Below are 23,212 nucleotides of genomic sequence, written 5' to 3'. Positions count from 1 at the left end.
CCGGCGACCTGTCCCAGGACGGACGCGGGGCCCGGATGGTGGCATGCAAGGGGGCGTTCATGCGAAGAACTCGTAGATGTCGCCATCCTCACTACGGGTGAGGTGGACCGTGACATGGCAGCGGGAATGCCCCAGGGACAGCGCCTCGTCGATCTGGACCGAAGCATAGCCATTGGCCTGAGCGGCAATGCGGCCAAAGACATTGGTGGTCATCATGCAAAGCGAGGGCCTTCCCTCGACTCGCGCTCCGAAAGGACAGGTGGAGGCGGTAAAGACCAGCTTGTCCGCTCCCGCCTCGACCAGTTCGAAATGCCCGCCGATCCTTTGCTTGAGATCGCAGAGGATGCGGCCGATCTCGGTCGGTTTGCCGGGCAGCACGCCTGCATCGTCCCGGTACAGGTCGGCGATGTTGCGCCCCATGTCGTCCCCGACGCGCGCCACGAAGGCCGAAGCCTCGTCCATGCCCACGACTTCCTGAAGGGTGCCGGACAAGGCTCCGACAATATCCGCGAAGAATCCCTTCGGGTTCAGATCGTCAATGTCGGGCTTCGGGGGCGTCGGGGCCATTGGGGCTTCCAGAAAATGGATAAACTAGGTTAACAGAACCTCAAAAAGGTTAATATGACGTAAACCTTTTGCCACCGTGCAGGGTCTCACGGAGTTGTCAACTCACCCTTTCCGGGGGGCTCCGCCGACAGGACCGCCGGCGGAGCATTGGTCCGGGCCTAGCCCAGTTCCTTGTAGGAAATCTCGCGCGTATCGGCACCCGGCCCCATCTTGGACCGGCGCACCATGAGCCGGTTCAGCGCCTGGATATAGGCCCGCACCGAGGCGACAACCGTATCGGTGTCCGCCGACTGGCCGGTGGCGATGATGCCATCCTCTTCAAGCCGCACCGAAACGGTGGCCTGGGCGTCGGTGCCCTCGGTCACGGCGTGCACCTGGTAGAGTTGCAGCAGCGCCTTGTTGGGGTGCAGCTCTCGTACCGCCTTGAAACAGGCATCGACCGGGCCATCACCCTGGCATGTCGCGCTCTGGTCCTGCCCGTCGACTTCCATCTCAAGCTGCGCCTCGGCGGGGCCGCCGGTGCCGCAGACCACCCGCAGGTTCACCAGTTCAAGGCGGTTGGCGTCGCCATCCGTCGTTGCCGTGACAAGGGCGAGAATGTCGTCGTCAAAGACCTCTTTCTTGCGGTCGGCAAGATCCTTGAACCGCACGAAGATGTCCTTGAGCTGGTTGTCCCCCACCTCGACGCCAAGCTCCTTGAGCTTCGCGCGCAGCGCGGCACGACCGGAATGCTTGCCAAGCGGCAAGGAGGTGCCCGCCAGCCCGACGTCCTCGGGGCGCATGATCTCGAAGGTCTCGGCGTTCTTCAGCATCCCGTCCTGGTGGATGCCGCTTTCGTGGGCAAAGGCGTTCTTGCCGACGATGGCCTTGTTGAACTGCACCGGGAAACCCGAAACGGTCGAGACGCGGCGCGAGATATGCATGATCTTCCTGGTGTCGATCTCGGTGTAGTAGGGCATGATATCACCCCGCACCTTGAGCGCCATGACCACCTCTTCGAGGGCGGTGTTGCCCGCGCGTTCGCCAAGCCCGTTGATCGTGCATTCGATCTGGCGCGCGCCGCCGGCGACAGCGGCCAGCGAGTTAGCCGTCGCCATGCCAAGGTCGTTGTGGCAATGGGTGGCAAAGACCACCTCGTCGCCGCCGGGCACGGTTTCGATCAGGCGCCGGATCAGGTCGGCGCTTTCCACCGGCGCGGTATAACCCACGGTGTCGGGGATGTTGATCGTGGTGGCGCCCGCCTTGATTGCGATCTCGACCACGCGGCAGAGGTAATCCCACTCTGTCCGCGTCGCGTCCATCGGCGACCATTGGACGTTGTCGCAAAGGTTGCGGGCGTGGGACACGGTCTCGTGGATTCGCTCGGCCATTTCGTCCTGGGTGAGGTTCGGAATGGCGCGGTGCAGGGGCGAGGTGCCGATAAAGGTGTGGATGCGCGGACGCTCGGACTGTTTCACGGCCTCCCAGCAGCGGTCGATGTCGGGCAGCTGCGCGCGGGCAAGGCCACAGATCACGGCCTGTTTGGACCGTTGGGCGATTTCGGACACGGCGCGGAAATCGCCCTCGGAGGCGATCGGGAAGCCGGCCTCGATGATGTCGACGCCCATGTCGTCGAGCAGCTCGGCGATCTCGAGCTTTTCGTCATGGGTCATGGTGGCGCCGGGCGATTGTTCGCCGTCGCGGAGAGTGGTGTCGAAGATGACGACGCGGTCTTTTTCGGTGCTCATGGTCTTTCCTCAGCTATGCGGGCGGAACGCCTTGGCGTTCCGGATTGTCTTGGGGGGATGACCTGCTGACACGCGCGAGGGTTCCGCAAAGGCGGAGGGATGACGGCCCCTGATCTGGCCTGATGTGTCTGTCATCGGAAAGGTCCCAACTCGTGTGCGTGCAGGTCCCGGCGCGTCACACATCTCCTCTGAGCACGCGCGCCGAGGGGGCCACGCTCAGAGGCGAGTTAGCAGTAGACCGGCGCCAAGCGCAAAGACCGCCGAAAGGCGGGTCTGAAGGGCGTTATGGCGGGTCCTGATCATGGCGGCCACTATACGGAGCAAATTCCAAATGAAAACCCGTTTTCGTCGGGAAAAATCGACATGGCCCAAAACAACCTATAGACGATTCTATCGCAAATTTCGCTATTTTAGATAGAAGTCAAGAATTCACCTGAAGGAGAATTTGCTGAACAATATGCTCTCGGAAATTGATTCCACGGGTTTGGAGGACCCTCACCATGAAACGAATTTTTCTTTTGTTGTCAGCTTTATGCCTATCGTCACCGGCGGTGGCGCAACCGATCTACAGCGATGGGGTGACGCAATACGCCAGCGTCCAGTCCCAGCAATGGGTGAATTGTGCGAAGGAGGGGAAGGACTGCGAACCCGGCACGAACGACCTGGTCATCACCCGCTACGGCATCAGCGAAGATTTCACTTTCTTCATCACAAAGGGCCTGGGCAAGGTGCCCTGCAAGAACTTCTGGGGCGACCCGTCGCGCGGAACAGACAAGGAATGCGCTTACATTCGCGAAAACCTGTTTGGGGTGCCGCCGGATGAAACCTTTTCCAAGGTCGCAAGCGAGGGCAAGGATTTCAAAAACCCGAACGGTGAATTCCGCTGGGTCCGCTACGGCAGCGGGAGCAAGTGGGTCTACACACTGATCGGCGGGTCCGACAGCCAGAAGATCGCCTGCACCAATGACTATTTCGGGTTCGACCCGGTCAAGGGCACCGACAAGGTCTGCCAGATGGGTGATGCCTATACCCTGGGCTATGGCGATGTCATCGAATGCGCCACCGAAGGTCGCGAATGCCAGATGAACGTGGGCGATGTCGTCATGGTCCGCTACGGGGCAAAGGATCGCTATGACATCCGGTTCATCCACCACACCGGCAATGCCTTCCCCTGCGAGAACAACTTTTTCGGGGTCGACCCGATCCACACCGGCAAGCGTTGCTATTACCAGGCGCAGAAACCGCTGTCGGTGAACACGGTCGGGCGCTGGGAAAAGGTGATTTCCTGCGATGGCAAGAACTGTCCGATTACCCACGAGATTTCCGTCGGAACGACCAAGACCAACAGCTGGACCACGACCCAGCAATGGGGGATCACGGTCACGGAATCGATGGAAGCGGGGCTGACCATCCTGGGCACCGGGGTCAAGGCGTCGGCTTCGATCTCGCAGTCCTACGCGGCCTCTTTCGCCTTTACCTCGGCGCTGTCGAAATCGGTGACGCAGAATTACACCGCCACCTGCGATCCCAGCGGTGAGTATTCCAGCCGCGCGCTCTGGCAATTCTCGACCGGGACCGGGGAAACCTGCCTGGAATCCGGGACCTGTGACGGGGCGACCTTCACGGCGGAATACCTCTGTGTCGGCGATGCGCCCGCGGATTTTGCGGGACCGGCCTGCATCCCGGGGTACTGCGCAAACGAACTCTGCACCGTCTGCACCTACGAGGACGCATCGGCAGAGTGATGCCAAGGGGCTAGGCACAGATCGTCGGGGCGCCTTCGGGCGCCCCGTTGGCCTGCAAAGCTGCGTTTGCCTTGTGAGGCACATCAGGCATACTTGCCCCGAGGCAAGACAATCGGGGCAGAGCCATGAAAAGAATTCTGGCGGCACTGCTGGTGCTGTATGCAGGGGCCGCATTGGCGCAGGGCCGGGATGAGGCGCGCGTCTACGTCTTTGGCAATTCGCTGGTCCATCACGAGAGCGAGACGTCGGACCATACCAACGTGCCCCACTGGTTGAACCAGATGGCCAAGGCCGATGGCCGGGGGCTGGCGCTGGATGGGCAATGGGGGTTCCTCAGGAATTTCGCCGACAGCCTGCCGCCGACGGCGAACTGGTCCTTTCCGGGGGTACAGGGTGCCTGGTCGCCGGGGCAGGGGCCGTTCCGCGACGGGAAATACGACGCGGTGATCGCGACGCCCGCGAACTTCATCCAGTACCAGCTGCCGGACGTGCCCTATGACGGCGACAATCCCGACGGTGAAAGCCCGCTGGGTGCGCTGCAGCGCCTGTTCGACTGGGTCGAGATCAACAGCCCGGACACGCGGCTTTTCATCTACGAGGGCTGGTCGGACATGGCCAGTTTCTCGCGCGGTTTCCCGCCTTCGAACCGGCAGTTGCGCCGCTACCACGATTTCAACGCGGGCGAATATCACCAGTGGTATCGCGACCTGCTGAATGTGCTGTCCGTCACCCGACCGGACACGCAGGTCGAGGTGATCCCGGTGGCGTCGATCCTGGCCGGGTTCTTTCAGCGAGGCGGCCTGCTGGAGGGGCTGCCGGCAGAGGCGCTGTATACCGACAATGCGCCGCACGGGACGCCGACGCTCTACATGTTGGCGGCGATGGTCACTTATGCCTGGGTCTACGATGCCCCTCCGCCGGACGGGTTTTCGCCCCCCGCGACGCTGCACCCGGATGTCGTGGCCAATTACGCCAAGCTGGCCGAGGCGATCTGGGAGCAGGTGCCGCAGCGAGAGGCCGCGGCCCCCGCGCCCGCCGATCCGCCAACCGAAGAGGCCCGTGCGCCCGACCTGCCTGAACGGCAGCCGATCTCGCTGCCGCCGCGCGGGGTCAGGCCGCAGGGTGCCCCGGCGCTGGGGCTAGGCCTGAACGGCATTTCCGACTGGTCGACGCAGCATCCCTTTCTGGACCTGATGAAATCCTCGCGCGGTTGGGTCGGCAATATCGGTGACCGATGGGGAGCCGTCAGCACAGAAGAACTGCGCGCCGGCGGCCACCTGGACGTAAACGACTGGCCGTTGCGGATGCCCGAGGGCGTGGACGCCATCGAGACGGTGATCCTGACGAACCAGCCCAAAGGCGCCGACTCGCTGCGCGGTGATTATGTGCTGACCTATGAGGGCAAGGCCGAGTTCAAACTGGTGGGCCGCGCCCGGCGGGTCCGGACCGAGCCGGGCCGCATGACCTTCAGCTACGAGCCGGGCGAGGGCCTGGTGGCGCTTTCGATCACGGCGATCGACCCCGACGATCCGATCCGCAACATCGTCATCCTGCGAGAAGAGCACGAGGCGCTGTATCGCGCCGGGGCGCTGTTCAACCCCGATTTCCTGTCCCGGATCGAGGACGTCCGCGTGCTGCGCTTCATGGACTGGATGATCACCAACGGCTCTCCGGTGACGGGCTGGGACACGCGGCCGACGATGGCCACGGCCAGCTGGTCGGAATGGGGGGTGCCGGTCGAGGTCATGGTGCGGCTGGCCAATGTGACCGGGGCCGATCCCTGGTTCAACATGCCCCACCTGGCCGACGACGACTACGTCCGGAGCTTTGCCGAGGTTGTGAAACGCGACCTCGACCCGCGCTTGAAAGCCTATGTCGAACTGTCAAACGAGGTGTGGAACCCCGGTTTCCCGCAGGCGGCCTGGGCACGCGGGCAGGCAGAGGCGCTCTGGGGCGCGACGGACCAGGGCTGGGCCCAGTTCTACGGTCTGCGCGCGGCGCAGGTCATGGACATCTGGACCGAGGTTTTCGGCGAAGAGACTGATCGCCTGGTGCGGGTGATGGCGACGCATACGGGCTGGCCCGGTCTGGAACAGGAGATCCTGCAGGCACCCTTGGCCTTTCTGCGGCTGGGGCGCATGCCGGTCGAGAGTTTCGACGCCTACGCGGTGACCGGCTATTTCGGCTACGAAATGGGCGGCGAGGAAATGGCGCAGCGCATGGACGGCTGGCTGGACGCCGCCGCCGACCTTGCCCGGGACGCGGGTGAGGCCGAGGGCCTGCAACGGGTCGCCCTGCGGGAATTCGTCAAGGACCGCCAGTTCGAGGCCGCCATCGCCCCCGTGGCCGAGGCGCTTGAGAAAGGCTCGCTGCGGCAACTGGTCGAAGAGATCTTTCCCTATCAGGCCGGGGTGGCCCGCAAACACGGGTTGCGGCTGATCATGTATGAGGGCGGCACGCATCTTGTCGGGCACGGGGCGCGGGTCAACGATGAAAGGCTCACCGCCTTTTTCGAGGAATTCAGCTATACCCCCGAAATGGCCCGCCTGTATGAACTTCTCCTGGCCGGCTGGGTCGACGCGGGCGGGGTGCTGTTCAACGCGTTCGTGGATGTGGCGCCCGCGTCGATGTGGGGCAGCTGGGGCGCGCTGCGCTACCTGGAGGACGAGAACCCGCGCTGGGACATGCTGATGGCCTACAATGCTTCAGGCCCGAATGGCTGGGAGCCCCGCGACGATCGCGTTTTCCTGAACGGAACCCGGGTCCTGGGCGGTGAGGGCCGGATCGAGGGGACACCGCAGGAAGACTACCTGACCGCCGGGCCGGGGGATGATGTTCTGGTCTCCGGCGGCGGGGCGGACGTGCTGCACGGCGGGCCGGGGCTGGACCGCGCGATCCTTGTCGGATCGCGGGAGAGTTATGAAATGACCCGGGAAAACGGCATTGTCCTGGCCCGCGCTGAAAACGGCGTGCTGCGCCTGGCCGGGATCGAGGAAGTGGTCTTTGACGCGGCGCCAGAGACCGTGGTCCCGATGGTCGACCTGTTGCCCTAAGGCGCGCGCCGCACAAGCTTGCGGTCACAGGCCGCCGGACATGCCCGCGACAGGCCTTTCCGAAACAGGGGGGGCGGCATGGCGGTTTGACCGGGTGGGATCCTGTTCACCGGGAAAACCGCGGGGTCAAATGACGATGGCACGAACGACCCGGAGGAATGATGTCCCTTGTCGCGATTCATCCGATCCCGGCGGACGAGGTCATTGTCTGACCCGTGCCTGATCTGGGCAGCCCGTCCATGACCACCTGCGCGGCCAGACCGGGCGGGCTGGCGCCGTTCTCGTCGCGGGGTCAGTTGCCAGAGGTGTGAGGGGCCAGAGGGCGGCGGGGTGAACCCCGCCCTACGCCTCGCGGCCGGGGTCGGAGTTTCGCAGGCGCTCGATTTCTTCGACCAGCACTTCTGCGCCCAGCGAGGCCCGGAAGTTCTCGACGATATGCTGGCGCCCGGCCTCTGACAGGCGCATGAGCGCGTCGGGATCGCCGACAAGGCTGCGGATCGTGCGGGCCAGCATCCCGGGGTTCTTGGGTTCCACCAGGTAACCGGTGGATCCGTCGGTGATCAGCTCCGCCACGCCGCCCGCATCCGTGCCGATGGTCGGCACGCCCATCGACATCGCCTCCATGTAGGCGACGCCCAGCGGTTCATGCCAACTGGCCAGGACGAACAAATGCGCCTCTTCCAGCTTGTCCTTGACCTCGCCCGCGTCGATGGCGCCCAAGAGCTTGACGTGATCCTGAAGGCGCAGCCGCTTCAGCGTCTCTTCCAGTTCGATCCGATAGCCGGTGCCGCCGTCGTCGTCCTCTCCGGCGATCTCGACCCGCACGTCGACGCCCTGGTCAAGCAGCTGGCGTGTGGCGGCCATCAGGTCCTGGTGGCCCTTGACCACGTTCAGGCGCCCGCAGGTGAAGATACGGATCGGACGGCCATGTTCGGGCGGCTGGTAGGGGGTGCGGCGCTGCAGCTTGTCGGTGTCGACGCCCATCGGGCGGATGACGCGCCTGTCCGGCAGCGATCCGGCCAGCGTCTCCTCGATCTCGGCCAGGATCTTGCGGGTGATGATGGTGGCGAAACTGGCGTGCCGCCATTTCACCCGCTGGCCGGGGCCATAGTCCGACAGTGGCCCGTGCAGCGTCAGCGAATAGCGCGGGCCGCCCATCAGATGCGCGAAACAGGCGATCAGCGCGACGCGGCCGCAGGAATGGGCGTGGATGTGATCCAGCCCGCGCGCCGCCGCCTCGCGCCGCAGCCGCTCGGCGGCGGCCATCGTGATCAGCGCGTCGCGGGCGAAGCCCGGTCCCTGTCGCAACATCCACAGCGGCAGGCCCTTGGCGCTTAGCTTGGCCAGCGCGACAGCGGCGGGCAGCGGATCGACACGGCCCAGGTAGGTGGTGCGCGCGATGGCCCGATCGGACCAGTCGTGCGAAATGAGACGGCGTGGCGGCTTGCGGGTCGAGAAGACATGGACCTCATGGCCCATCGCCTCCAGCGCGCGGATTTCGCGCCAGAAAAAGATGTGCGTCTGTCCCGGGAATTGCGGGACGATGTACCCTATACGCAAGCCTTGCGTCACCTGATAATCCTATGGATGGCAGCCGCGCCTCTTGTGGGGCGTTCGTCGTTATCAAACCTAATCGATTCCATGCTTTGGCCACAGTTCCGCAGCAGTTTCCAGAGCAAGGCGAGGTGTATTTTTTTCATGTGTGGCCCCAGTGGTACGGGTGTGAGTGCGGGATATGGATGCAACCATGCAGAGGCGGAACGCGGGCGTTTCGGTCATACTTCCGGCAAGCAACGAGGCAGCGCTGATCGGCGGCTGCCTTGAGGCGTTGCTGGCCTCTGACGGCCCCGCGGATCGCCCGGTCGAGGTGATCGTCGTGGCCAACGGTTGCCGGGACGACACGGCCGAAATCGCCCGTGGATACGCGGCGCAGATGGCGGCGCAGGGCTGGCGGCTGGAGGTGATCGAGCGCCAGGCGGGCGGCAAGCCCGGCGCGCTGAACGCCGGGGACGCGGCGGCCAGCGGGGCGGTTCGCGTCTACCTGGACGCGGATGTGACCGTCACGCCGGGGCTGCTGAACCAGCTGGTCACGGCGCTGGACGTGGATGCCCCGCGATACGCCAGCGGCCGGGTCGAAATCGCCGCCGAGGGGGCGATCAGCCGAGCCTATGCGCGGATCTGGCGACGGGTGCCCTTCATGCGGGACGTGGTTCCGGGCTGCGGCCTCTTTGCGGTGAACGCGGCGGGCCGGGCCCGCTGGGACACCTTCCCCGAGATCATTTCGGACGACATCTATGTCCGGCTTCAATTCCGCCCGGGCGAGCGGCAGGGCGTGCCGGCCCCGTATCGCTGGCCCATCGCCGAGGGCTGGCGCAACCTGGTCAAGGTGCGCAGACGGCAGAACGCCGGCGTGGACGAGATCGCCGCGCGTTACCCCGCGCTGACACGAAACGACGACAAGCCGCGCTTTCCGCTGCCGGAAAAACTGGGCCTCGCGCTGCGCGACCCGCTGGGGTTCGTGGTCTACGCGGGAGTTGCGCTTGCGGTCAAGCTGACCCCCCGGACCAGGCAGGACTGGAGCCGTGGCCGATGAGCGTGATGGACGCCTTCCGCAGCGGGTCCGTCACCGCGCGGGCGATGCGATCGTCCCTGTTCACGCTGGGCAGCTTTGGTTTCGGGCAGGTGGTGCGCCTGGGATCGAACCTGATCCTGACCCGGCTGCTGTTCCCCGAGGCCTTTGGCCTGATGGCGCTGGTCATGGTCTTTCTCATGGGGCTGGGCCAGTTTTCGGACGTCGGCGTGACACCCGCGATCATGCAGTCGAAACGCGGCGACGATCAGGATTTCCTGGACACGGCCTGGACGATCCAGGTGGCGCGGGGCATTGGCCTGTGGCTGTTGGCCTGCGGGTTGGCCTGGCCGATGGCCTGGGTCTACGACCAGCCCCTGCTGATTTATGTCCTGCCGGTTTCGGCGCTGACCTTGCTGATCACCGGGTTCAGGCCGACGCGGATGACCACGGCGAACAGGCACCTGTTGTTGGGGCGGGTCACGATCCTGGACATGGCCACGCAGCTGGCGGGCGTGGCTGTGGCGGTCGCGCTGGCCTGGTGGTGGGGATCGGTCTGGGCGCTGGTGATCTCGGGCGTGATCGGCGCGCTGATCGAGGTGGTGCTGAACTGGCGTTACCTGCCCGGTCCGGCCAACCGCCTGCGCTGGGAAGGCCCCGCCGCGCGAGAGCTGATTTCCTTTGGCAAATGGGTGTTCCTGGCCACGGTCTGCGGCTTTTTCTTTACCCAGGCCGACAAGATGCTGATCGGCAAGTTCATCGCGCTGGACGATTTCGGTGTCTACAACATCGGCTATTTCTGGGCCTCCTTCCCGCTGATGCTGGGCAACCTGCTGACCCACAAGATCCTGATTCCCGTTTACCGGGAAACTCCGCCGACCGAGAGCCGCGAGAATTTCCTGAAACTGCGCAAGATGCGCTTTGCCGTTTCCTTCGGGCTGATCGGCTTTGTCGGAATCTTTGCGCTGACGGGCGTTTGGCTGGTACAAACACTGTATGATGCGCGTTACGCCGCTGCGGGGGCGGTGGCGGTGGTTCTGGCCTGTGCGCAGATCCCGATGCTGATCGTCATGACCTACGATCAGGCGGCGCTCGCGGCGGGGGACTCGCGGCGGTACTTCTACCTGGCGCTGGCCCGTGCGGTGCTGATGGTGGGCTGTATCCTGATCGGGTTGCAGACCGCAGGGCTTATCGGGGCGCTTGTGGGGCAGGCCGCGGCCTTTACGCTGGCCTACCCGGTGGTGGTCTGGCTGGCGCGCCGAATGGGCGCCTGGGACGCGCTGCACGACGTTGTTTTTGCCTGTGCCGGGCTGTTTTTGGCAGGGCTCGCCATTTGGTTGAACTGGGGTCCGATTCTGCACCTGTCACAGCAGGGGGGATGAGGCCGGTGTCCCGAAAGGCGACAATTTCGAAAGGATAGGTTCATTGTTCAAACTCAATTCAGGCTATCCGCAAGCCCGGCCCGGATTCAGGCGGTCGTGGGCGCGTTTTCCTAAAAATCGCCGCAATTCCGCGTCACCTGTGACGGCGGGTGGCGGCGCAGGTGTTTTCGAGGTCCGGTATGACGGGTGAAACGGCGCAGCAATACGGTGAGACCGACATTGCCATCGTGGGCATGGCAGCCCATCTGCCGGGCGCCACCGATATTGCCGAATATTGGCGCAACCTGCGCGACGGTGTCTCCTCGATCCGGCGCCTGACAGAGGACGAGCTGCGCGAGGCGGGTGAAGACCCCGGGTTGATGCGTCACCGCGATTACGTACCTTTCGCCGCCCCGCTGGAGGATTTCGCCCATTTCGACGCCGAGTTCTTTGGGTTCAGCCCGAAGGAAGCGGCGGTCATGGATCCCCAGCACCGTCAGTTCCTGGAATGCGCCTGGGAGGCGCTGGAAAACGCGGGCCATGTGCCCGACAGCTTTGACGGGCAGGTGGGGGTCTTTGCCGGCTGTGGCATGGGCTCTTATTTCTATTTCAACGTCTGTTCCAACCCGGACCTGGTGGAAAACACCGGGATGTTCCTGTTGCGCCATACCGGGAACGACAAGGATTTCATGACCACGCGGCTCAGCCACGTGCTGGACCTGCACGGCCCGTCGATCAACCTGCAGACCGCCTGTTCGACGTCGCTGGTGGCGACGCATTACGCGGTGCAGGCGCTCTTGAACGACGAATGCGACATGGCCCTCGCCGGAGGCGTGACCATCGAACTGCCGCAGGGGCGGGGCTATCTCTACAAGGAGAACGAGATCCTCTCGCCAGACGGCGCGTGCCACGCCTTTGACCACCGCGCCAAGGGGACGGTCTTTGGCTCTGGCGCCGGGGTCGTGGTGCTGCGGCGGCTGGCGGATGCCCTGGCCGATGGAGACCACGTCTATGCGGTCATCAAGGGATCGGCGGTCAACAACGACGGCGCGCAAAAGGCCGGGTACCTGGCGCCCAGCGTCGAGGGGCAGGCAAGCGCCGTGGCCGAGGCGCAGGCCTTTGCCGGGATCAGCGCCGATACCGTGGACTATGTCGAATGCCACGGCACCGGCACCTACCTGGGCGATCCCATCGAGGTTGCCGCCCTGACCGAGGCCTTTGCCGAGACGTCGAGTGCCGTGGGCCACTGCCGCATCGGGTCGGTCAAGACCAACATCGGCCACCTGGACACGGCTGCCGGGGTGGCGTCGCTCATCAAGGCCTCTCTGGCGCTGCACAACCGGCAGATGCCGCCCTCTCTGGGCTACGAGGCGCCGAACCCTGCCATTGATTTCGAACACTCGCCGTTCCGCGTGAACGACCGGCTGACCGATTGGCCGCGCGCGGGGCATCCGCGCCGGGCGGGCGTGAACTCGCTGGGCGTGGGCGGGACCAACGCCCATGTGGTGCTGCAGGAGGCCCCCGAGCGCACCCCGAGCGACGAGAGCGACTGGCCGTTCCAGATCCTGACCGTCTCAGGGCGGAGCAAAGCGGCGCTGGAGGAGAATGCCGCGCGGCTGGCCGCGCATCTGCGCGCCCATCCCGAACAGAACCTGGCCGATGTGGCCTTTACCCTGAAGGAGGGCCGCCGGGCTTTTGAAAAACGCCGCGTGGTGGTGGCAGACAGCCACGAGGAGGCGGCGCGCCTGTTGAAAGGCGATGATGCGCGCCGGGTCTTTACCCATGACGCGCTGGACCGGCCCGAGGTGGTGTTCATGTTCCCCGGTGGCGGGGCGCAATACGCGGGCATGGCGCGCGACCTCTACGAAACCGAGCCGGTCTTTGCCGAGTGGATGGACCGGGGGCTCGCTCACCTCGACCGGATCGCGGGCAGCGAGGGCGCGGGGAGTATTTCTGGAGAGAAGAAGCCCGGGGTGCGCGCGCTGTGGCTGCCCGCGCGCGGGGCGGAGGGTGAGGCGGACAAGGCGCTGTTGAAGCCTTCGCTGCAACTGCCGCTGATCATGATCACGGAATACGCGCTGGCGCAGCTCTGGATGAGCTGGGGCGTGACGCCTGCCGCCCTGACCGGCCATTCGATGGGCGAGAACACCGCCGCCTGCGTCGCGGGTGTCATGGGCTTTGAGGATTGTATCGGTCTGGTGCATTTGCGCGGGCGGCTCTTTGACACGGTGCCGGCGGGGGGCATGTTGTCCGTGAGCCTGCCGGCCGAGGAGTTGCGGCCCCTGCTGGGCGAGGAGCTGGATCTTGGCGCGGTGAACGGGCCGGACCTGTCGGTGGCCTCGGGGCCGCAGGCGGCCCTGGACGTGTTGCAGGCGGACCTGGAACGGCGAGAGGTGCAGTGTTCGCGGATCGGCATCGACATCGCCGCGCACAGCCGGATGCTGGAGCCGATCCTGCAGGACTTCGGCGCCTACCTGCGGGGGATAGAGTTGCGCGCGCCCGAGCTGCCCCTGACCTCGAACCGGACCGGCGCGGTGATGACAGCGGAGCAGGCCACCGACCCTGACTACTGGGTCGCACATCTGCGCGGGACGGTGCTGTTCGCCGATTGCATCGGCACGCTGGACAAAGACAACCGTGTCTTCCTGGAGGTCGGGCCGGGCAAGGCGCTGACCTCTCTGGCGCGACAGCAGGCGGGGGGCAACCGGGTGCTGTCCTCGCTGCGGCATCCCGAGGAGGCGATTGCCGACGACAAGCACATGTTCGAGGTGCTGGGCCGGCTGGCGGCGCTGGGCGTCGACATCGACTGGACCCAGGTCTGGGGCGAGGCGCGGCGCAATCGCGTGGTCCTGCCCAGCTATGCCTTCCAGCGCAGCCGCTATTTCATCGAACCGGGAGAGGTGGCCGAGAAGGCGCCCAGCTTCCTGATGCGCAGCGACGAGATCGCGGAGTGGGGTTGGCAGCCGGTCTGGCGGCCACGCTCTGCCCCGGTCGAGGTCGACGTGATCGAAGGTCTGTCCGATGCCGCGCCGCAGGTCTGGCTGATGTTCATGGACGAGGCCGGCATTGCCGGGCGGGCGGCAGACCGGCTGCGCAGGGCGGGACACAGCATTGTCGAGGTGCGCCCCGGCGATGCCTTTGCCCGGGTGGGCGAGGGCTATGTGCTGGCGCCCGAACGCGGGCGCGAGGGGTATGACCTGCTGGTGCAGGACCTGGCGGCGCGCGGGCTGATCCCGACGCGGATCGGGCATTTCTGGCTGCTGACAGAGGGTGAGAGCCATCGCCCCGGGTCGAGCTTTTTCCACCGGGTGCAGGAACAGGGATTCTATGCACTGATGTTCCTGGCGCAGGCGATCGAGGGCGAGGGCCTGCCGCGTCCCCGGCAGATCACCGTGGTGACCAACGGGGCCGCGCAACTGCGGGACGAGGCGCTGCCTTACCCCGAAAAGGCGACCGTTGCCGGGCCCGCGCGAGTGATCCCGCGCGAACTGCCGGGCATGAGCGTGGCAACGCTGGATGTCGCATTGCCCGCGCCGCTGGAGGCGCATTTCTGGGGCCGGGCCAGAGCGCTGGCCGCGCATGAGAGCGCGATGGAGGCGCTGACGGCCCGCGTGCTGGAGGACCTTGTGAGCGAGCCCGGAGACCGGATCGCGGCGCTGCGCGGGGATCGCCGGTTCGAATGCGCGATGAAGCCGGTTGCGCTGGCCGAGGCCCCCGAGGGGGCAGAGGACGGCACCTACCTGATCACTGGCGGTTTTGGCGGGATCGGCCTGTCGCTGGCGCGGGATTTCGCGTCTCGCGGGGCGAAACTGGCGCTGATGGCGCGCAAATCCCTGCCCGACCGGGCGGAGTGGGACGACTACCTGCGCCGCCACGCGCCGCAGGACCCTGTGGCCCGGCGCATCCGGGCCGTCGCCGCGCTGGAAGAGGCGGGCGCCGAGGTCATGGTGGTGGCGGCGGATGTCTGCAACCTGGGCCAGGTGCAGGCGGCCCGGCGCGCGGTCGAAGAGCGCTTTGGCCCCATCACCGGTGTGATCCACGGTGCGGGGGTGATCGACGATGCGCCCCTTCTGGCCAAATCGCCGTCCAGCGTCGAGGATGTGTTCACGCCCAAGATCCATGGCACAGAAGTGCTGGGAGAGGTATTTCCGGACGGCAGCCTTGACTGGATGGTGCTGTTTTCGTCCTCTTCGACCGTCACGGCGCCCGCCGGACAGGTGGACTATGTCGCGGCCAACGAGTTCCTCAATGCCTTTGCCAAGGCGCGCAGCGGCAAGACGCGCGTGGTGGCGATCAACTGGGGAATCTGGAACGAGGTCGGCATGGCGGCCGAGGCGGTTGCCGCCCGGACCGGGGACCTGCCGAAACCGCCGGTCACGCCCGTCGCGCAAGAGATGCTGTCCGAGGCGACATTCGACAGCCACGGCAACCGGCTTTTCATCGCGCACTATGCGGAAACGGACTGGTTCATCGACCAACACCGGACGAGGGCCGGGGACGCCCTGCTGCCCGGCACCGGCTACCTGTCGCTGGCGGCGCAGGCGCTGCAGGCGCATGGCGAGAGCGGCGGGTTCGAGATCCGCGACCTGACCTTCCTGCGGCCCCTGCGGGTGGCCCAGGGGGGCGCGCGCGATCTGCGTCTGCGCCTGACGCGCGCCGACGATGGCTATGGGTTCGACGTTCTGGCCGACGCCACGCTGAACGGGCGGCAGGGATTTGCGCTGACCGCGCAGGGCGCGCTGTCGCTGATGCCCCTGGCACGGCCCGCGCCGCTGGACCTGGACGCGATCCGGGCGCGCTGCCCGGCGCGGGTGGATGGCAACGGTGCCAAGCTGACCTCGGCGCAGGAGGTGCACCTGGCCTTTGGCCCAAGCTGGAAGGTGCTGGATGCCCGGGCGCTGGGCAAGGGCGAGGGGATCGCAGAGCTGTCTTTGCCCGCAGGCGCCGCGGCGCCGGACATGCCGCTGCACCCGGCGCTGATGGACATTGCGACCGGCTGGGCGATGGAACTGATCGAAGGGTATCAGCCGACGCATCTTTGGGTGCCGGTGCGCTATGGCCGGGTAAAGGTCCATGCGCCGCTGGGGGCACAGGTGGTCAGCTGGGTGCGCAATGCCGCCGACAACCGGGCCGATGGGGAAACGGCCAGCTTTGACATAACGCTGTGCGATCGCTCGGGCGCGGTGCTGGTGGAAATCTCTGGCTTTACCATTCGCAAGCTGGCCGATGCCGACATGCTGAAGAGCGCGCCGCGCCTGACGGCGGCAGAGCTTGAGGTGGAGGACGGCGACGCCACGCAGCCCCTGTCGCCCGCTGAGGAACGGCTGGCGCACAACCTCAGCCAGGGCATCCTGCCCGCCGAGGGGGTCGAGGCGTTCCACCGTGCGCTGGCGCTGGGCGCGCGACAGGTCGTGGTCTCTTCGATGGATCTGGACGCGCTGACCGCGCAGACGGCGGCCTCGGTCGTCGAGGCGGCGTCGGGCCAGACCTTTGAACGCCCGCAACTGGAAAGCGATTATGTCGCCCCCGAGGGCGAGATCGAAACCCGGCTGGCCGGCTTCTGGCAGGATCTGCTGGGCGTGTCCGACGTGGGCGTCGAGGACAGTTTCTTTGACCTGGGCGGGCATTCCCTGATCGCCGTGCGTCTCTTCGCGATGGTCAAAAAGGCCTTCCGCGTCGATTTCCCGATTTCCATCCTGTTCGAGGCGCCGACGATCCGCGCCTGTGCCGCGCTGATCGAGGCGCAGATCGGCCCGGTCGAGGGCGACCCCGAGGCCGCGCCGAAAGCACCGCAGCGCAGGTTCACGCATCTTGTGCCCATGCATGACGGCGACGGCGGGGCGCGGCAGCCCTTCTTCCTGATCGCGGGCATGTTCGGCAACGTGCTGAACCTGCGCCACCTGGCCCACCTGCTGGGCAGCGACCGGCCCTTCTATGGCGTGCAGGCGCGCGGGCTATATGGCGGTGAGGCGCCGCATGACAGCATCGAAGAGGCGGCGCGCGACTACATCGCCGAAATGCGGCAGGTGCAGCCGCAGGGGCCCTACATGGTCGGCGGCTTTTCCGGCGGCGGGATCAGCGCCTATGAGGTCGCCCGCCAACTGGAAGTTGCAGGTGAAGAGGTGTCGCTGGTGGTGATGCTGGATACGCCCCTGCCGCAACGGCGCGCCCTGTCGCGCCGGGACCGGCTGATGATCCAGTGGCAGCAGGCGCGCGAAAAGGGGCCGCTCTACCCGTTTATCTGGGCGAAGAACCGCATCGCCTGGGAGTTTGCCAAGCGCCGTCAGGCGCATGAAACAGGCGCCGAACACGCCTTCCACAATGCCGAGATCGAAGGGGCCTTTTACCGGGCCATCGCGGCCTACCAGATGCGGCCCTGGGACGGGCGCGTGGTGCTGTATCGCCCGCCGCTCTCGGGCAAGTGGACGGTTTCGGGCGGGGCGCTGGTCAACAGCGAGCGCACCTATGTGACGCCTGACAACGACTGGGGCCTGATGGTGCCGGGGGTCGAGGTGCACGAGGTGCCGGGCGATCACGACAGCATGGTGCTGGAACCCAACGTGCGGGTGCTGGCCGGGCTGATGCGCGAGGCCATCGAAAGCGCCGAGGCAGAGAGCTTTGGCCATGGCGAAGTGGTGGCCTTTCCCGGCCACGCGGCGGAGTGAGCGGCATGGCGCGGGTCCTGGTGGTATCGCTGAACTATCGCACGGCAGAGATGACCCTGCGGTCCGTCCGCGCGGCCCTGCGGGCGATTCAGGGGATGGATGCGGAACTGGTCATCGTGGACAACGATTCCGGCGACGGATCGTTTGAGCGGATCGCGCAGGCGCTGAAGACCGAGGACTGGGCGCAGGGCGCGCCCATCCGGCTGGTCCAGTCGGGCGTGAACGGCGGGTTCGGTGCGGGCAACAACGCAGGGATTCGCACCGGGATGAGCGATGGCAGCGCGCCGGACTACGTCTATTTGCTGAACTCTGACGCCTTTCCCGCGCCGGACGCGATCCGGCGCCTCTACGATCACCTGGAAACGCACCCCAAGGCCGGGTTCGCAGGCAGCTATATCCACGGAGAGGACGGCGCGCCGCATGTGACCGCCTTCCGCTTTCCCTCGGCCTGGTCGGAACTGGAAGGCGCGATGCGCTTTGGCCCGGTGTCACGGGCCTTGCGGCACAAATCCGTGCCCATCGGCGTGCCGGGGGCCACGCAGCGCGTGGACTGGCTGGCGGGCGCCTCGATCATGATGCGGCAGAGCGTGCTGGACGAAATCGGGCTCTTTGACGAGACCTTTTTCCTCTATTTCGAGGAAACCGACCTGTGTCTGAGGGCCGCGCGCGCCGGGTATGAAACGCATTACGTCCGCGACAGCGAGGTGGCGCATATCGGCTCCGTCTCGACCGGCATGAAGAAATGGCAGCGTATCCCGGGGTTCTGGCTGGACAGCCGCTGGCATTATTTCTCCAAGAACCACGGACGTGGATACGCGGCGCTGGCGACGCTGATGCACGCGCTGGGCGGGCTGTTTTGGCGGCTGCGCGTGCTGGTGCAGCGCAAGCCGCCCGCCGATCCCGCGCATTTCCTGCGCGACCTGATCCTGCATGACACCAAGGCGTTGGTCCGGCCCCTGCCGGAACGGCGCGAGGCCGCGCGGCCCCCTGTCGGGGTTGCGGCCAAAGCACAAGCGGAGTGACCGAGATGGCTATGACCTGCGTCCTTTGGGGTAATGAATCGCTTTTGGTGCAATGTGCCGGTATGGCGCTGGACCGGGGCAACACCATCACGGCGGTCGTGACCGATAGCGCGGATGTGCGCGGCTGGGCCGAGGGGCTTGGCCTGCGGGTCGAGGCGCCGGGCGCGGAGCTTGCCACGCGGCTGGGCGGCGGGTTCGACTGGCTCCTCTCCATCGCCAACCTCTCGATCATCCCGGCGGATGTGCTGGCCCTGCCTGCCCGGGGCGCGGTCAATTTCCATGACGGCCCGCTGCCGCGCCATGCCGGGCTGAACGCGCCGGTCTGGGCCCTGATCGAGGGAGAGACGCGCCACGGCGTCACCTGGCACCTGATCGAGGGCGGCGTGGACGAGGGCGACATCCTGGTGCAGGCGGGGTTCGACGTGACGGCGCAGGACACGGCGCTGACCCTGAACACCAAGGCTTACGAGGCGGCGATGGGGTCTTTCCCGGCGCTGCTGGACCAGCTGGAAAGCGGCGCGCTGACCCGCGTCGCTCAGGACCTGACGCAGCGCAGCTATCACGCGCTGGCGGACCGGCCCGAGGGGTACGGCGTGCTGGATTTTAGCCGACCGGCGGTAGCGCTGGACCGGCTGGTGCGGGCGCTGGATCACGGACCCTACTGGAACCCGCTCTGCGCGGCCAAGATCCGGGCGCGCGGGGTGCTCTGGCTGGTTGGTCATGCGCGGCTGACAGAGGGGCACGGGGCGCCGGGCACGGTGCTGGACGTCTCTGACGACCGTCTGACGGTGGCCTGTGGCGAACATGCGCTGCTGCTCTCCGGGCTGACGCGGATCTGCGGCGCGCCGGTCGACTTGGCAGAGATCGCAAGCACCGGCGATGTGCTGACCCCTGCGCCAGCGGTCGACATGGCCCCGGTCGCTCGGTTTGACGGGGTGATGCGCCGCGGTCTGAGTGAGCTACAACCGGCCGAGCCGGGCGGGCTGACCGAGGGCGAAAGCGTGCTGGAAACCCGTGCCCTGACGCTGCCCCCAGAGGATGCATTGGCGCAGGTCATGCGCTGGGCACAGGCGCTCTGCGGGGGCGCGGCCGTGGATCTGGCCTGGGCCGACGGCGCGCTCGAGGCGCTGGCCATCAGCGGACTGGTCGCGCCCTGGGCGCCGTTGCGCTGTGGGTCGGTGGCCAAACCGAAACCCTGGGCCACGGACTTGCCTGCCCGCGCGCCAGAGCTGAGCTGGCCCGAGGTGCCGCAGATCGGGGTCGCGGTCGATGGCGCGGGCCATGTGCCGGGCACGGTGATGACCGTGATTCTGGGCGCGGCGCCGGTGCTGTCCTTTGACAGCGGGCGCCTGCCGCCCGCGCAGGCGGAACTTTTGGCCGCACGGCTGGAATTCTCCGGCACGGGCCTGCCCGAGGCAGAGCGCGACATGGTGCTGACCCGGTGGAATGCCACGGCAACCGATCATGACCGCAGCCTGACCATGCACCGCGCCTTTGAGGCGCAGGTGGCGAAGACGCCCGATGCCCTGGCGCTGATCTTCGAAGACCAGAAACTGACCTATGCCGAACTGAACGCCCGCGCCAACCGCGCCGCGCATCTGCTGCGCGAGATGGGCGTGGCGCCCGGCCAGGTCGTCGGCCTGTGTTGCCGCCGGTCGATCGACCTGATGGTGGGCGCGCTGGCGATCCTCAAGGCCGGGGGCGCCTACCTGCCGATGGACCCGTCCTACCCGGCGGACCGCCTGCAACATTTCGTTCAGGACAGCGGTGCGCAGGTGCTCGTCACGCAGGCCGCGGTGGACCCGATGCTGCCGCGCCATGAGGCACAGCTTCTGGTGCTGGATGCCGAGCCGCGCCTTGCCGCGCAACCCGCAGACAACCTGCCCGACACCAGCGGGCCAGAGGACCTTGCCTACCTGATCTACACCAGCGGTTCGACGGGCAAGCCCAAGGGCGTCATGGTCGAGCATCGCAATGTATGCAACTTTTATACAGGCATGGATGCCCATATTCCGCACGATCACGGAACCTGGCTGGCTGTCACCTCGCTGTCCTTCGACATATCCGTGCTGGAGCTGTTCTGGACCACCACGCGCGGCCTGACCGTTGTTCTGACGGGGGACGAGGATCGGGCGTTGATCTCCAAGGGCCCGATGCCGCGCGGCAAGGGTATGGAATTCTCGCTGTACTACTGGGGCAACGACGATGGCGCCGGTCGGGACAAATATGCCCTGCTGCTGGAAGGGGCGAAATTCGCCGATGAAAACGGCTTTGTCGCCGTCTGGACGCCGGAACGGCATTTCCATGCCTTCGGTGGTCCCTACCCGAACCCCAGCGTGACCGGTGCCGCCGTGGCCGGCGTGACGAAGAACATCGGCGTGCGCGCCGGATCGGTCGTCGCGCCCCTGCACCACCCGGCGCGGATCGCCGAGGAATGGGCGGTGATTGACAATCTCACCAACGGGCGTGCGGGTATGGCGATTGCCTCTGGCTGGCAGCCCGACGATTTTGTGCTGCGCCCCGAGAATACCCCGCCCGAAAACAAGCCCGCCATGATGCGCGACCTTGAGACGGTGCGAAAGCTGTGGCGTGGCGAGGCGGTGGGGTTCCCGCGCAAGGACGGCTCGATCCACGAAGTGGTGACGCAGCCGCGTCCGGTATCTCGCGAACTGCCGGTCTGGGTGACGACCGCCGGCAACCCGAAAACCTGGCAAGAGGCCGGGGCGGCGGGCTGTAACGTGCTGACCCACCTGTTGGGCCAGTCGGTCGAAGAGGTCGGTGAAAAGATCAAGCTGTACCACGCGGCCCTGCGCGAGGCGGGTCACGATCCGGCGGATTTCAAGGTCACGCTGATGCTGCACAGCTTTCTCAGCGACAGCCGCGACCATGCCCGGGAGGTCGCGCGCGAGCCGATGAAGGATTACCTGCGCTCTGCCGCCGGTCTCATCAAGCAATACGCCTGGGCCTTCCCGGCCTTCAAGCGGCCCGAGGGCGTGGCAAACGCATTCGACCTGCAGCTTGACGGGCTGGAGCCCGAGGAACTGGACGCGATCCTGGACTTTGCCTTTGAGCGGTACTTCAACGACAGCGGTCTGTTCGGCACGGTCGAGGACGCGTTGAAGCGCACCGAAGAGGTGCAGGCCATCGGCGTCACGGAAATCGCCTGCCTGATCGACTATGGCATCGACCGCGAGACCGTCTTGGAAGGGCTGAAGCCACTGGCGCAGGTCGTCGCGCAAACCGGCGGCGCGACGGAACTGGCGGCGGACGATTTCTCGATCGCGGCGCAGATCGTGCGCCACGGCGTGACGCATCTGCAATGCACGCCCTCGATGGCGCGGATGATCGCGATGAACGACGAGGCGCGCTATGCCCTCAAGGGTGTACAACATGTATACCTTGGAGGAGAGCCGCTGCCCGGCGCGCTGGTCAAGGAATTCTCCCAGATCACGCAGGCCACGGTCACCAACATGTACGGGCCGACGGAAACGACGATCTGGTCCTCTTGCACGCGCGCCGATCCGGGGGAGGCGGTGGTCAACATCGGCCTGCCGCTGGCCAACCAGCAGCTTTACGTCCTCGACGAGGACCGCGCGCCGGTGGGCGTGGGGCAGGAGGGCGAGTTGTGGATCGGCGGTGAGGGGGTGACGCGCGGGTACTGGAACCGGCAAGACCTGACCGCAGAGAGGTTTGTCGACAACCCGTTTCACGGCGGACGCATGTACCGCACCGGTGACCTCGTGCGGCGGCGCGCCGACGGGCGGATCGACTTTGTCGGTCGTGTCGATCACCAGGTCAAACTGCGCGGTCATCGGATCGAACTGGGCGAGATCGAGGCCTGTCTGGAGGCAATCGCCGGGATCACGCAGGGCGTGGTCATGGCGCGAGAGGACGTGCCGGGCGATGTGCGTCTGGTGGGATATTACACCGGCGCGGCCAAGGACGAGGCCGCGGTGAAGGCCGCAATGGCCCGCGACCTGCCCGCCATCATGGTGCCCGGGCGTTTCGTGCACCTGGATGCCTTCCCACTGACCCCGAACAAGAAGGTCGACCGCAAATCGCTGCCCGTCCCGCAGGCGGTGGTGGCAAAACCGGCGCCCGCGCCCGTCGCTCCGGTGGTCCCCTCGGCGGGGGACGATGCGGCACAGGTCGAGGCGGCGATTGCCGCGATCTGGCAGCGCACGCTGGGGGTTGCGGCTTCGGGGCGGGATAACTTCTTTGACCTTGGCGGGCATTCCTTGCTGGCGGTGCAGGCGCACCGGGCGATCCGCGAGGAACTGGGGGCCGCGAAACTGTCGATCACCGACATCTTCCGCTTTCCGGTTCTGGCGGATCTTGCCGCGCGGGTGGCCGGGTTGGCCGATGGAGCGGTGCGCGCGCCGGCGGCGCCCGTTGCTCCGAAACCCGAACCGGCGCCCGTTGTGGCCGCGCCGGACCGGGCCCAGTCACGCAGCGAGGCAATCGCGCGGCGGCGCGAGATGCGCGCCCGGCGCCGGGCCTGAA

10 protein-coding genes are annotated in these 23,212 nt (G+C 66.4%); 7 read left to right on the top strand and 3 right to left on the bottom strand.

Annotation, left to right across the window (positions count from 1 at the left end; translation table 11 throughout):
• Positions 1 to 57 precede the first annotated feature (57 nt).
• Together KZZ07_RS01405 and KZZ07_RS01400 are read right to left on the bottom strand one after the other, a co-directional pair.
• Positions 58 to 567 (bottom strand): methanogen output domain 1-containing protein, encoded by a 510-nt coding sequence (locus KZZ07_RS01405; RefSeq protein ID WP_219511494.1) that lies wholly within the window; start codon positions 565 to 567, stop codon positions 58 to 60.
• A 158-nt stretch (positions 568 to 725) separates the two neighbouring features.
• Positions 726 to 2,294 carry a 2-isopropylmalate synthase gene (locus KZZ07_RS01400; RefSeq protein ID WP_219511463.1) on the bottom strand — a complete coding sequence of 523 codons (1,569 nt, stop codon included), beginning with the start codon at positions 2,292 to 2,294 and terminating at the stop codon, positions 726 to 728.
• 500 nt (positions 2,295 to 2,794) lie between these two features.
• On the opposite strand from KZZ07_RS01400, the gene KZZ07_RS01395 reads away from it, so the two are divergent.
• Both KZZ07_RS01395 and KZZ07_RS01390 read left to right on the top strand, forming a co-directional pair.
• On the top strand, positions 2,795 to 4,039 hold the full coding sequence (locus tag KZZ07_RS01395) for a hypothetical protein (protein ID WP_219511426.1): 1,245 nt from the start codon (positions 2,795 to 2,797) through the stop codon (positions 4,037 to 4,039).
• A 125-nt stretch (positions 4,040 to 4,164) separates the two neighbouring features.
• Positions 4,165 to 7,092, top strand: coding sequence for a calcium-binding protein (locus KZZ07_RS01390; protein ID WP_219511423.1), 2,928 nt, complete (start codon positions 4,165 to 4,167; stop codon positions 7,090 to 7,092).
• A gap of 342 nt (positions 7,093 to 7,434) precedes the next feature.
• Here KZZ07_RS01390 and epsE read toward each other — a convergent pair whose 3' ends face one another.
• Complete coding sequence (gene epsE, locus KZZ07_RS01385) at positions 7,435 to 8,652, bottom strand: exopolysaccharide biosynthesis GT4 family glycosyltransferase EpsE (RefSeq protein ID WP_219511420.1); 1,218 nt, start codon at positions 8,650 to 8,652, stop codon at positions 7,435 to 7,437.
• Between the two features lie 187 nt (positions 8,653 to 8,839).
• Between epsE and KZZ07_RS01380 the strand changes: the two genes are divergently transcribed.
• From KZZ07_RS01380 to KZZ07_RS01360, 5 genes are all read left to right on the top strand, one after another.
• Entirely contained in the window at positions 8,840 to 9,685 is an 846-nt protein-coding gene (locus tag KZZ07_RS01380) for a glycosyltransferase family 2 protein (protein ID WP_219511418.1), read from the top strand.
• The gene (locus KZZ07_RS01375) at positions 9,682 to 11,043 is read left to right on the top strand and encodes an oligosaccharide flippase family protein (protein WP_219511415.1); all 1,362 of its coding nucleotides are present in this window, start codon (positions 9,682 to 9,684) and stop codon (positions 11,041 to 11,043) included. The genes KZZ07_RS01380 and KZZ07_RS01375 overlap by 4 nt, the downstream gene beginning before the upstream one ends.
• 179 nt (positions 11,044 to 11,222) lie before the next feature.
• Positions 11,223 to 17,687, top strand: a complete 6,465-nt coding sequence (locus tag KZZ07_RS01370) for a type I polyketide synthase (protein ID WP_219511388.1) — start codon at positions 11,223 to 11,225, stop codon at positions 17,685 to 17,687.
• A gap of 5 nt (positions 17,688 to 17,692) precedes the next feature.
• Positions 17,693 to 18,709 (top strand): glycosyltransferase, encoded by a 1,017-nt coding sequence (locus KZZ07_RS01365; RefSeq protein ID WP_219511360.1) that lies wholly within the window; start codon positions 17,693 to 17,695, stop codon positions 18,707 to 18,709.
• A gap of 5 nt (positions 18,710 to 18,714) precedes the next feature.
• Positions 18,715 to 23,211 (top strand): MupA/Atu3671 family FMN-dependent luciferase-like monooxygenase, encoded by a 4,497-nt coding sequence (locus KZZ07_RS01360; RefSeq protein WP_219511357.1) that lies wholly within the window; start codon positions 18,715 to 18,717, stop codon positions 23,209 to 23,211.
• The last annotated feature ends 1 nt before the right edge of the window (position 23,212 follow it).

It is taken from the genome of Mameliella sp. CS4, from assembly GCF_019392335.1.
Taxonomy (GTDB): domain Bacteria; phylum Pseudomonadota; class Alphaproteobacteria; order Rhodobacterales; family Rhodobacteraceae; genus Antarctobacter.
The sequence above is the reverse complement of the archived record's forward strand: the minus strand, read 5'-3'. Positions and strand labels throughout refer to the sequence as shown.